The sequence below is a fragment of the bacterium genome (genome assembly GCA_035945995.1).
GTDB lineage: Bacteria > Sysuimicrobiota > Sysuimicrobiia > Sysuimicrobiales > Segetimicrobiaceae > DASSJF01.
Genome location: DASYZR010000174.1, coordinates 1 through 12,270, shown reverse-complemented (window position 1 = coordinate 12,270; position 12,270 = coordinate 1). Strand labels below are relative to the sequence as shown.

The 12,270-nt window shown below is 66.9% G+C and carries 9 protein-coding genes; 4 read left to right on the top strand and 5 right to left on the bottom strand.

Annotated elements, in window-relative coordinates; all coding sequences use genetic code 11:
• Window positions 1–258: 258 nt before the first annotated feature.
• Window positions 259–507, bottom strand: coding sequence for a response regulator transcription factor (locus tag VGZ23_20400; GenBank protein HEV2359959.1), 249 nt, complete (start codon window positions 505–507; stop codon window positions 259–261).
• Window positions 508–872: 365 nt separating this feature from the next.
• Between VGZ23_20400 and VGZ23_20395 the strand changes: the two genes are divergently transcribed.
• The 3 genes from VGZ23_20395 to mgtA all read left to right on the top strand — a co-directional run bounded on the left by VGZ23_20395 (window position 873) and on the right by mgtA (window position 4,664).
• A complete protein-coding gene (locus VGZ23_20395) occupies window positions 873–1,106 on the top strand; it encodes a hypothetical protein (protein ID HEV2359958.1) in 234 nt (77 codons plus the stop codon).
• Window positions 1,107–1,208: 102 nt separating this feature from the next.
• On the top strand, window positions 1,209–1,775 hold the full coding sequence (locus tag VGZ23_20390; protein ID HEV2359957.1) for a universal stress protein: 567 nt from the start codon (window positions 1,209–1,211) through the stop codon (window positions 1,773–1,775).
• A gap of 291 nt (window positions 1,776–2,066) precedes the next feature.
• Window positions 2,067–4,664: a magnesium-translocating P-type ATPase gene (mgtA, locus tag VGZ23_20385; protein HEV2359956.1), complete on the top strand. Its 2,598-nt coding sequence runs from the start codon at window positions 2,067–2,069 to the stop codon at window positions 4,662–4,664.
• A 480-nt stretch (window positions 4,665–5,144) separates the two neighbouring features.
• Here the strand turns inward: mgtA and VGZ23_20380 are convergent, their stop codons facing one another.
• The 3 genes from VGZ23_20380 to VGZ23_20370 form a co-directional block, all read right to left on the bottom strand.
• Window positions 5,145–7,238: an AsmA family protein gene (locus tag VGZ23_20380; GenBank protein HEV2359955.1), complete on the bottom strand. Its 2,094-nt coding sequence runs from the start codon at window positions 7,236–7,238 to the stop codon at window positions 5,145–5,147.
• A 354-nt stretch (window positions 7,239–7,592) separates the two neighbouring features.
• Window positions 7,593–10,109: a cation-transporting P-type ATPase gene (locus VGZ23_20375; GenBank protein HEV2359954.1), complete on the bottom strand. Its 2,517-nt coding sequence runs from the start codon at window positions 10,107–10,109 to the stop codon at window positions 7,593–7,595.
• A gap of 48 nt (window positions 10,110–10,157) precedes the next feature.
• On the bottom strand, window positions 10,158–10,853 hold the full coding sequence (locus tag VGZ23_20370; protein ID HEV2359953.1) for a VIT1/CCC1 transporter family protein: 696 nt from the start codon (window positions 10,851–10,853) through the stop codon (window positions 10,158–10,160).
• Window positions 10,854–11,392: 539 nt separating this feature from the next.
• Between VGZ23_20370 and VGZ23_20365 the strand changes: the two genes are divergently transcribed.
• Window positions 11,393–11,761, top strand: a complete 369-nt coding sequence (locus tag VGZ23_20365) for a hypothetical protein (GenBank protein ID HEV2359952.1) — start codon at window positions 11,393–11,395, stop codon at window positions 11,759–11,761.
• A 163-nt stretch (window positions 11,762–11,924) separates the two neighbouring features.
• Here the strand turns inward: VGZ23_20365 and VGZ23_20360 are convergent.
• Window positions 11,925–12,270, bottom strand: a 346-nt coding sequence (locus tag VGZ23_20360; GenBank protein HEV2359951.1) for a hypothetical protein, incomplete at its 5' end; no start/stop codon positions are given.

The window sequence follows — 12,270 nt, the reverse complement described above, 5'->3', positions numbered from 1 at the left end:
CGGACGCACGTGCAGCGTCGAACCGTCTTTCAAAACCACGTCGGTTTCTCGGGAGACCGGGTAGGGGACGGCCGCAGCCATCGGACGGACCGGGCGCCGGCCCTAGAAGGCGATTCTGCCGAGGGCGACGTCGTCGATGCGGTAGGTCAGATCGTCCGCGCACACGGCCACGACGCCGTCAACCGACCGGATCCACTTGACCACGAGCGTCGGGCCGGCGCAGGAAACCGAGGTGGGGCGGGGAACCGACGGCGACGCTTAGGGCTCGATCAGGCCCTTTCGTATCGCGTACCGGACGAGCATCGTGCGGTCGTGCAGGTTCAGTTTCTCCATGATGTGCGTCCGGTGCGTTTGGACGGTCTTGACGCTGATGTAGAGTTTCTGTGAGATGTCATGGTTGGTGGCGCCCTCGGCGACGAGGGTGAGGATCTCGCGCTCGCGTTCCGTGAGCCCGTCGTAGGTCTCGCGGCCCTCGCCGGTTTCCAGGCGCTTCAGGTAGTCGGCCACCGCCTTCGGTCTTCGCGGCCCCACCGCGGAAGTCGCGCTGGCAGCGTTGGGCGTGGATATGACACGCTTCCCGATAGACCGGCCACTGCGCTAGATGAAGCGGACTCTGCCTCCTGGAGCACTGGAGCATCAGATCCAGGGTGTGAGCCGGCCGGGAACTATGCTCCCCGCGATCTCGCAGGTCGGATGACGATGGCCGGGCTCATCGCGGGCCTGCGGGGGCGAGCCATGTTCCAACCCGGCGCTCCGACCGTCCACGCGCGTGGCGTGCCGGACCCCGAATCAGACTCTGATCCGATCCCGCCGCGGGACGCGGTAGGCGATGATAGAAGTGCAGTCGAGGGCTATGCGCGGAGGCGTCTCCGATGCGGCACGACGGTGACAGCTACTGGGCTCTGATCGAGGTGGAGCGGCAGTTGCGAAACGCGTTGAGTATGGTGCGCGAGGCCGAGCACCTGCTGGCCGACCCGAGCTCGATTCGCGCCGAAGTCGCGGAGGTCGCCGAGGACCTGGCGGATGTTGTCGCGCTTGCCGCCGCATCGAGGCGGCGCGTGCTGGAGGCGTGGTCGGAGTCCGAGGCGGCGCGGCCGGCGGCTTGAGCGGCCCTCGCTCGGCCGGTACACGACCGGAGACGAGTGAGGGGTGGCGGGACGTGGTCGCTCGGCGGAGAACCGAGACGATCCGGTGGGGAGGGACGTCTGATGATGCGGATGATCGTAGCGACGGACGGCTCGCCGCACGCGAAGAGCGCGGCCAAACTCGCGGCACGCCTTGCGGGCGCATTGCGGGAGGCGGAAGTGGTACTCGTCAACGTTGGGCACATCCCGGCGACTGCGATCGGCGGTCCTGGCGTGGACTACGTGGGGGACTACGGCATTTTGGTGGCAGGGTTCGAAAAAGCTGGCCAGACGATCCTCGGACAGACCGAGGAGGAGTTTCACGGCATCGACGTGCCCGTCAAGAAGCAGTACCGCCGGGGCGAGCCGTCACACGAGATCCTCGCGGCCGCGACGGAAATGAAGGCGGACCTCATCGTCATGGGAAGCCACGGGCTCGGGCAGATCGGCGGACTGATCTTGGGGCAGCGTGAGCGAACGTGTGTTGCATGGGGCGCACATCCCCGTGTTGATCGTCCGGTAGGAGACGGAGGGGAAACGGATGAAACGCGCGTCGGTGACGGCGCGGAAGGTCACAAAGGGAAAGGTTCTCGGGCGATTGCGGCGGCGGCGGGCGCTATTTTACGGCGCGCAGGGGTCGAGAGGCCCTAAAGACCCGAAGGATCTTCAGCCCGAAGGGTTTCTGCTGAAGGAGGCCGAGAAGTTGGCGCGCGGACGAGGAGCGTTACCCGACCAGATAGACGCCGGACGAAAATACAATCTGGGCGTGAGTGCGATGCAGGAGCGCCGCACGAGACCGCGAGGCACTCTCTGGGTCGGTTCGCGGAGAGACATGGTCTCGAAGGGCATGGCGGTGAGGCCGGGGTAGAGAAGGGCGGGAAAACGGCGGCGCCCGCGTTGCTGCGGTCGGTGCCAATGTTAGCCCCGCGGAGACGCGAGAGCATGAGCGATGGGCGGGAGGCGATGCCGCGTCCGCATCCGCTCCAAGAGCCGTTGAGTGGAGCTCCGGGGGAGGACATGCATCCCGTTCCGCTCGCGAGTCTCTTTGACCGGGTTCGCACGTCTGACCGCGGACTAACCAGTGAGGAAGCGCGGCATCGCCTGGACGAGGTCGGCCCGAACGATCCGACCCCGGCTCGGCACAAGAGTGCGCTCCTGGAGCTTGCTGCCCTCTTCGCCAACCCCCTGGTGCTCATCTTGCTGATCGCCAGCGCCGTTTCGGGCGTATTGGGCGAAATCGTCAGTGCGTCCATCATCGTGATCATCGTCCTCCTCAGCGCGGGATTAAACTTCGTGCAGACCTATCGCGCACGCCGTGCCGCTGAAGACCTGCGGGCGCGGGTGGCCCCGACGGCAACGGTGCTCCGCGACGGGGGCTGGCAGGAGATACCCCGTCGGGACGTGGTTCCCGGAGATATCATCCGCCTAGTGGCTGGAGATCTGGTGCCCGCGGATGCCCGGCTCATCGAAGCGCGAGACCTGCACGTGCAGGAGTCGGCACTAACCGGCGAGTCGATGCCCGCAGAAAAGATGGCCGAGGCAGAGCCTTCTGCTGTGAACGCCGTGTTCCTGGGCACCTCGGTAGTCAGCGGGACGGCGCGGGCGGTGGTGACCGCCACGGGCCGGGCCACTGCCTTTGGAGATATCGCGGTCAGGCTTGCGGCTCGTGCGCCCGAGACGGAATTCGATCGGGGCAGCCGGCAGTTCGGGTTCTTCATCATGCGGACCGTGTTTTTTCTGGTGCTGTTCGTATTCCTCACCGGCGCGGCACTCCGGCACAACCCCCTGGAATCTTTCTTGTTTGCCGTCGCACTCGCCGTCGGGCTCACGCCCGAGAACCTACCGATGATCACGGCGGTGACACTGGGACAGGGCGCGGTGCGGATGGCCCGGCTGAAGGTCGTCGTCAAACACCTCTCGGCCATTCAGAACTTCGGCAGCATCGATATTCTGTGCAGCGACAAGACCGGTACCCTGACGAGTGGGGAGATGGTGCTCGACCAGCGCCTGGATCCACGGGGGAATCCGTCTGAACGCCCTTTCGTGCTGGCCTGGCTCAACAGCTCGTTTCAGACCGGGATCAAGAGCCCCCTGGACGCGGCAATCTTGAGCAACGGTAGCCGTACCCCGTCGGATACGGCCGTTCCGCGCGGTGACCAGGCGGACGTGCAAGTGTATCAGAAAGTGGACGAAATGCCGTTTGACTTCGAGCGGCGGCGGTTGTCGGTCGTAGTGGAGAAGGACGGTCGGCGTCTGCTGATTACGAAAGGAGCCCCCGAGGGCGTGCTCGCGCTGTCCAAAGCCCTCGAGGTGGATGGCGCGGCGAGGCCGTTCGACGCCGAGGCCCGGAGGGAGAGCGAGGCGGTCTGCCAGCGGCTCAGCAACGATGGCTTCCGGGTGCTGGCCGTCGCCTACCGCGCCGTGCCGCAGCAGGACGCGTACCACGCCGCCGACGAGCGCGACCTCGTGCTGGCCGGGTTCCTTGCGTTCGTCGATCCTCCCCTGGAGGACGCCGACGAGGTCTTGGGGGCGCTGCGCCGGGACGGCGTGACGGTCAAGATCCTCACAGGAGACAGCGAACCTGTGGCCCGGCACGTCTGCACGCAGGTCGGGCTGGATCCGGGCCGGTGTGTCGTGGGGGACGAACTGGCGACAATGAACGACAGCGCGCTGGCCGCTGTGGCCGAACGCACAACCGTCTTCGCGCGCGTGTCCCCAGCGCAGAAGAATCGTATCCTGCTGGCCCTGAAGCGCCGCGGCCACGTCGTGGGCTTCCTCGGTGACGGCATCAACGACGCGCCGTCGCTGCACGCCGCCGATGTTGGCATCTCGGTGGCGACCGGGGCAGACGTGGCGAAGGACGCCGCCGACATCATCTTGCTCGAGCGCAGCCTGCGAGTTCTGCATCAGGGCATCCTCGAGGGCCGCAAAGCGTTCGGGAACGTGATGAAGTACTTGCTCATGGGCACCAGCTCGAACTTCGGGAACATGTTCAGCATGGCCGGCGCGTCGCTGTTCCTGCCATTTCTCCCGATGCTGCCCACACAGATCCTGCTGAACAATTTCCTGTATGACTTCGCCCAGGTGACGATTCCGACCGACAATGTCGACGAGACCCTCACGCAGAAGCCGCGGACGTGGAACATTGCGATGATTCGGGACTTCATGCTCTATATCGGCCCGATCAGCTCGATCTATGATTTTCTGACATTCTACGTGCTGCTGCGCATCTTCCACGCGTCTCAGGCGCTGTTCCATACGGGGTGGTTCGTCGAATCGTTGGCGACACAGACGCTCGTGCTGTTTGTGATCCGGACGGCCGGCAACCCGCTGCGCAGCCGGCCGAGTGGGCCGCTCGCAACGACGACGGTCTTGGTTGTGCTAATTGGGATCGTCCTCCCGTTTACAGCCTTAGCCAAGCCGCTCGGGTTTGTGCCGGTCACCGGGGCGTTTCTAGCGTTCGTCGCGATCGCCACCACCACGTACCTGCTGCTCGTGGAGGCAGCGAAACACCGACTGATGCGGAGCCTCGTGATCTGAACCAGCCGGTTCTCTCCGGCACCGTGACCACGGTCCGGGACTGTCCTCAAGCTTTGCCGGCCGTGGGGGCGTACGGCGTACTCGTGGCTCTCGGATGGTCTCCGGACCGGTGAAAAAAGGTAAGGTGAACCCAGTCACGATCCGACGATTCTTCAGCAAGGCAGAGGGCGTGTGTCTGATTCGAGGAATCCGGACACGAGCCGTTCGTCGATGAACCGGCCAAGTTCAATGCGGCGATGGCGGAATCGCTGCGGGCCGGTCACCGTGCGGTGAGTGCAAAATCAGGCATCATTCTGGTTACACGCGTGTAGTGCGCACGGCGTGTCGCGCCTTGGCAACTTCATTCATGCGGGATGCCTCCCTCAAAAAGATCAGTTCCTCAACAAGTGGCGTCGCCCACTCGATTCCGACCAGCCCGGCTGCGAGCACCCAGCGGGGCCATATCAGGTTGCCGCGCCGGGGCGCTGGCCGCCGCTTCGCTCAGGGGGGCGGCTTCAGCAGGTCCTGCAGGGCGGGCGGCAGTTGGGGCAGCCGGGGAAGCTGCGGTTGCGGCGGCTTCTGCTGTGGCTGGGACCCTGTCCCCCTGACGAACTCCGGTCTGCCGGCGAGAGCGAACTTCGGGACATCGAAGGTGCCGTGGATGGAGAACGGGATTCGGACCCCGGTCGCGCCCGAGGCGCCGGGAACGAACCTGCCGAAGATCTCCCCCGCCGACGGGACGCCCCCCGCCATCGACGAGGTCCCTGGCGACGTCAGGGATTTCAGCACGCCCGTTCCCGTGTAATCAAGCGTCTTGTCGAAGCCGAAGCTCCCCCGGCCCGTCCCCTCGACGTCGTCTCCGTCCAGGCGAAGGGCTTGACTGGAAACGCGCTGCTGCGCGATGCTCACGTCCCCGCCGAAGTAGCGAAACCGGGTCGGCCCTTGGGGCAGACTGAGCTGGAGCGCCCTGGCCGCCGTCACCATGAAGTCCCTGAGGTTCAGTCCGGGAAGCGTGCCGTTGCGCACGGCGAAGCTGCCGGCACCAGTCAGTGCGGCTCGGGGATCGCGTCCCAGCGCGGTCGAAAGTCGGAGATCCGTGTCGAGCGTGCCCGTGATCCTGGGCGGCCCGGGATTGAGGATGCCCCCGAACTGCGCCACGTTGATGGCGCGCGCGCGTACCGTCCCGGCCACGGGAAGGGCGGCGGCGGCGTAATCGAGCGCGGCCGCGCCCTGGACGGTGCCGCCGTAGGCGGAGAGCGTATACGCCGGCAACTCGAGCCTGCCCCCGCGCACGCTCAGCCGGCCGCTCGCCTGGCTCGCCGCAACCGGCGGCGCCGCGAGCTGGTGCACGGCGAACGTTCCGGCAGCCACGAGCGCCGCCAGGGGATCTCGTCCCAGCGCAGTCGAGAACCGGAGGTCGGCGTCCCCCGCGCCGGCGATCTTTGGCGCCCGGGGATCGGCGAGGCGCACCACCTGTCCCAGGTCGAGGCGGCGCACGCGCGCGGTGCCCGACGCGGGGAGGCCCGTCGACGCGTAGTTGAGGGCGGCAACTCCCTGCACGGTGCCGCCGTAGGCGGCCAACGTGTACGAGTCGGCCCGAACGGCGTCCATGTAGATGCTGAGCCGGCACCGGATCCGCTCCGCCTCGATGGGAGAGAACACGAATTTGTCGATCCCGACCTCGCCGCGCGCGACCAATCGCCGCGGTCCGGCCGGGCCCGTCACGGCGGGGCCGCCGCGCGCGCGCACGAGACGCTGCAGGAGATTCGCATCGAGCCTGGGGATCACGAGCGTGAACGTCACCGCCGGAGATGCCACGTCGGCGATCGCAACCGTCCCCGTGACGCGCATGGTATCCAGGTTGGCGGCAAAGGTCCCTAGCCCTTTGCCGCCGCTTAGGTGGAACTCGCCGGACTGGAACCGCGTTGGCGCGGCCAGCAGCGGCGTCACGAGCCGCGCATTCCGCAAATCGGCGGTGATCTCGAGCCGCTTCGTCCAGTTCGAGGCGCTCGGGTCGATCGACGACACCCGGGCGTTTAGCCCGACCAGCGTCACAACCGGCGTCGTCTGCTCACGGGTCGGGTCGAGCCTGCCGATCGCGATCTCGACGTTCTTCACCGTCACCGCGCCGAAGGGGGTGAGGGCCAGGAGCGATTGCCCGCCGGCCGACAGCGGCGGGGCGGCCCGTGGCGGCGCCGGGAGATCGTAGTTTGTGCGGCCGGCGGCGTCGCTCAGCACGTTCACACGGACGCCGCTGAGGGCGACGTATGTGATCGCGAGTCGCCGCGTGAGAAGCGCGCGCGGCTCGACGCCGAGATCGACCGATTTCACCAGGATCGCGTCCCCCGTGGGAAATCCTGCCGGGTTCCGGAGGCGGACATCCACCGCGTGGACGTGGACCCGCGGCCACAGGACCAGCCGCAACGCCGCGATCCGGACGTCGCGTCCGGTACCGGCCCGGATGTACTGCTCAAGCAACGGCCGGTAACGGTCAACGGGGATCAGGAACGGCGTGGCCGCCGCGGCCGCCACCACGAGCACCAGGATCGCACCGCCGATGAACAACCACCGCCGCCCACGCGCGGATCTCACCATGCAGCGATGCCTCTCGAGAAGATGGATCACACCTATGAACACCGTACCCTCCGCCTTCGAAGCGGCCTATCAGATCCCGGCTTGATTCCCTCTCGGGCGTGGGGAGGACGAGGCCCGATCGAGCACTCGCTCGGTACCAGGATCGTCGACAGCGAAGCGAGGGACAAAGCCGCGGGAGTCGTCGCCTTCGCACGAGAACCCCGCTATCGCCCGCGGCGCGACGACTTCCGCAGGTGGGCCGGCGAAGTAGCTAGCAAAAGCGATTAGGGCTCAGGTCGTCGTGCCCCCCCGTGAGGTACTGAGAACCCGAAGTCAAAGCCGGTGCAGGGGGTGGAGGATGGGCACGCGGTGCTTTCAGGGCGGCGTCCCGCGACGAGCCTTGGCAGTCTTGAACATCTCGTGCCAGAACGTCGTCGCTCCCGCCACGCCGGCGGCGAGCACCCACCCGGCAGCCGAAGGCGGGGCGACGTGGAGAATTGACGCGAGCGGTGGGACGTACAGGACCACGGCCAGACTCGCGACCGTGACGCCCAGGACGGGAGGGAGCACGCGGTTCCCCGACAGCGGCGCCCGCCAGAAGGCTGTTGTTGGTGACCGTGCCGACAACACCAGGATGATCTGTCCCAGCAGCAGGGCGGCCAACGCGATCCCGCGGGCGTGCGCCTCGCCGCCAACGTGCCCGAGGCCCCACAGGTAGAGCCACAACACGCCGCCACAGAGGGTGACTCCCGTCGCCGACGCCCACAAGAAATCTGCCGAATCGACGAGTCCGGCCTCGGGATGCCTGGGAGGACGGCGCATGAGGTCAGGCGCGGGTGGATCGTACTCGAATACGAGCGATGCTGTGGGGTGGACGATCAACTCCAGCCACACGAGATGAAGCGGCAGGAGGAGGAGAGGCGCACCGAGGAGCGGGACCGTCAGCGCGGCCAGCAGGATCGGCGTGTGAAAGGCAATCAGATACGTGAATGCCCGCCGGAGATCATCGAAGATACGACGCCCTTCCCGGATCGCCATGATGAGCGTGGCGAAGTTATCGTCCAGCAACACGATCGTCGCGGCCTCGCGGGCGACCTCGGTGCCGCGCTCGCCCATCGCGACCCCGACGTCCGCCTCGCGGAGGGCCGGCGCATCGTTGACGCCGTCTCCCGTCATCGCGACGACCTCGCCCTGACTTCGCAGTGCCTGGACCAGGCGGTACTTCTGCTCCGGGCGAACGCGCGCGAAGATGTTGATGCGGCTCACCAACTGCCGCAAGGTCGGCTCGTCGGCCCGGTCCAGGTCCTCTCCTGTAACGATGGGTAGTTCATGGCTGTGCGGCAGGCCGAGGCCCTCGGCCACCGCGTGCGCGGTCACCGGGTGATCACCCGTGATCATCGCAACACGGATTCCCGCTTGGGCGCACTCGAGTAGTGCCTCCGCTACGCCCGGTCGAAGTGGATCTGAGAACGCGATGAGCCCCGTAAAACGAAGGTAGCCTTCGTCGGCAGCCCGGTCGCCCGTGGTGCGCGGGAGCGGACCGCCGGCGACGGCGATCACGCGGAAGCCCTCGGCGGCCAGGACGCGGTTCGCCTCGAGGGCCTGCCTTCGGCGCTCCGCATCAGCCTGGCTTCGTTCGAGGATGCCCTCTGCCGCACCCTTTGCCGAGATCCACGCGTTGCCGTTATGGTCCCAAACGTGCGAGTTGTACTTGCCGGTCGGATCGAACGGGTAGTCGTGGGCGAGGGTCCTTGCGTGCAGCGCGTCCACATTGACTCCATGGGCCACGGCGAACCGGAGAATCGCTTGGTCCATCGGATCGTACGGGCGAGGCTCTGAAGCCCGCACGGCCTCGTGCAGCAGGGCCTCGGCTTCCGAAGACAAGGGGTCACCCGCTCGGACGATCTCGGGCGGCGAAGATAGGGCAGCTACGTCCATGCGTCCGAGCGTGAGCGTGCCGGTCTTGTCCGCGCAGATCACGGTGGTGGCCCCCAGGGCCTCGACCCCGGTCAGGCGCCGGATCAACGCCCGCGCCCTGGCCAGCCTCCAGGCACCGAGTGCCAGATAGAGCGTGTAGACGATGGGGAACTCTTCAGGGACGGCTGCGATCCCCAGGCTGACGCCCGCTATGATCCCCGCCGCCCAGCCGCGCCCCTGGATCACCTCGATGGCGAAGACCCCAGCGCAGAGGATCGCCGCGCCGCGGGCCAGTTGCCGGATGAGCCGGCGGATGAGGCGCTGGAGCGGCGTCGGCGGCGGGGTGATCCGGGCCATAAGGCTTCCGATCCGGCCATACCGCGTGGCCGCGCCGGTGACGGCGATCCGCGCGGTGCCCCGGCCTGCGCGCAGCGTCGTGCCGGCAAACAGCAGCCGATCTCCGCCCTCGGTCGCCGCGTCTTTGATGACAGGGTGCGCCTCTCCGGTCAGGGCGGACTCGTCTACGACGAGCGCCGTGCCCTCGAGGAGGGTCGCATCCGCCGGAATGATGTCGCCTTCGTGAAGGACGATGATGTCGTCGGGAACCAAGGTCTCGGCCGTGACGGTCTGACGCTGCCCGTCGCGCCAGACGATGGCCGCGGGCGCGGTGAGCCGCTTGAGTTGCGCCAGCGCCTGTTCGGCACGCCGTTCGAGGACGAGAGTCACCGCGGAGATCGGCACGAGGGCCCCGAAGGTCACCGCCGCATCGACGTAGTCCCGCAGCACGAGGTAGGTACTGCCGGCGACGAGCAGGAGGGCGGCCATGGGGTCCGCGAGGGCCCGTAGCAGCCAGCCGAGAACGCCCACACGACGGCGCTCGGGGACCAGGCGGTTGGGCCCGTAGACGGCGAGGAGGGCATGGGCGCGGTCGGTGGTCAGTCCGCCGCTCGGTTCGCCCTTTGGCTGCGATGTCACGTTGCGTCCGGTATGACACGCGTTGTCGCTGCGCACGCCACCACGATGCTACGAAATGAGCCGGGCCAGCGCAAATGCCGCCGCTGCAGCGAGTCCCCCGACGAGCACGGTCTGGGCTGCGCTGCGGCCGGGCCGAGCGCCGGTGAATCGACCCTTGATATACCCGAAGACCATCAGGGCCGCGAGTGTGACGGCGATCGAGGACGGCAATGCAGTTCCCACGTGTGACGTAAACAAGTACGGTGCGAGCGGGATGAACCCGCCGCCGACGTAGGCGCCGGCGATCGTGAGTGCGCTGGTGAACGCACGCGCCGGGACAGGTTTCTCCAGTCCTAACTCGAACCGCATCATGAAGTCGATCCACGCCTGAGGGCGACGGCGGAGCGCCTCGATCACTGGCGTGCTTTCTTGCGGCGCGAGGCCGTATCCGGCAAACACCTGGCGGACCTCGTCGGCCTCGACGTCGGGGACCGTCCGGACCTCGTCGGTCTCACGCGCTTGTTCGCTCGCATAGTGTTCGGCATCGCTTCTGGCAGCCAGATAACCTCCCAGCCCCATCGCGATTGAGCCCGCCGCGATTTCAGCGAGGCCGGCAGTCACGACGATCCTTGTCGAGGTGACGACGCCGGAGAGGCCCGCCGCGAGGGCAAACGGGACCGTCAGCCCATCTGACATCCCGATCACAATGTCCCGAACCATCTCGCCGCCGGTGAAGTGACGTTCGACGTGGGGCGTCTGCGGCATTGGTCGCCTCCCTCTCATGCATCGTGACTCGGACGATTGAGGCCCGTCGGAGTAGCGAGGAAACCTTCAAGAGGCGCTCGGCGGAGACCTTACAAGACAGGCGGTCGCGCCAGTTCCGCGTCACGCCGCCGCGCGACCGGCCCTGCCCACCGGACAATGTTGGGAGGACTATGATGCCGGAGCGATGCATCGGCCGGCGTATCGGCGCGGTCAGTAGACGATGTGCCGCTCGATGTTGATCGCCGACATCAGCTTCTGCCACGTTTCATCCGACTGACATCGCCCACGGAGCTCGATGGCGCGACGGCCAGCGCCCAGGTCCACCGTGGCTTTCCAGCAGCGGTTGGAGCCTCGCAGCGATCTGGATTCGGCAACCATGTCCTGCGCCGGCTCAGGCGCCTGGGCGGCTCTTGGCGAGCAGGCGGCGGTTTACTTCGGCGTGTGGGAGGATCTTGGTCTGACGGTCGCGGGTGTGTTGGCAGTGGAATGCTCCCCTTCGGCGCCGCCCCGGAATCCGCGCTCTTGTGAAGTTGTGGCCCTTGTTCTGGCTCGCGATTGTGATGCTTACGCTCGCCGCGCCGCTCCCGGCAACCGCGTTTGTCGCTCAGTCCGGCAACGCTGTCTTGGTCTCAGCGCCGATCCGCGATGACCTCTATGCGGCGGGGCGCACGGTTACGGTGATGGCGCCGGTTGAGGGCGACGTATCCGCCGCCAAGCGGTCGATCGAGATCCAGCCGGGCGCCCAAGTGACCGGCGGCACTGTTCGGCTGCCCATTCCGTCCCGTCCGCGAACCGCGGTGGCGCCCGCAAGCCCGCGCTTCTGGTTGGGGGGCCACGTGGCGGAATTTCTTGCGCGCTTCGCCCTGGACCTCATCAGTGTGGAACGCCGTGACCGGAAAGGGGGTTGATCATCCGCCAGGATTGCCTCGGTCATCATCGGAGGCAGGGGCATGAGTCCGAGACTTCTCGTGATACTGGCGCGAGCAATTTGCGTCTCCTGTCGTTCGCATTAGACGCTTCCTGCCGAACGGGCGGTTTTTGCGTTGGCGCGCTTGGTTCGGTTTAACCTGCTCACACCGCGCGGATCCAATCACGCTCCGCGTACCGCTTCAGATTCGCGAATTGGCGCGTTTGCATGATCCAGTGTGTAGGCTCCAACAGAAAGAAGGTCGCAACGGGCTGAAGCCAGCGCGGCCGTAGGGCCCAGTAACCGCTCACCACGAGCCGGGTGCGGTAGCCCGGAAGTTCTTCGAGCAGAAAACCCCAGAGTGAGTCGGTGTAGAATCGCGGCCGTGGTCCCGTCGGATCGAACGGGCGGCCGGACAGGTCGAATGATGCCTGCAGCCCCAGGAAGTGCTCTGGCTCAAGCGCCGCCACGGTCCAGGCGCTCCGGCCCATCGCTGTCAACCGATCCCCG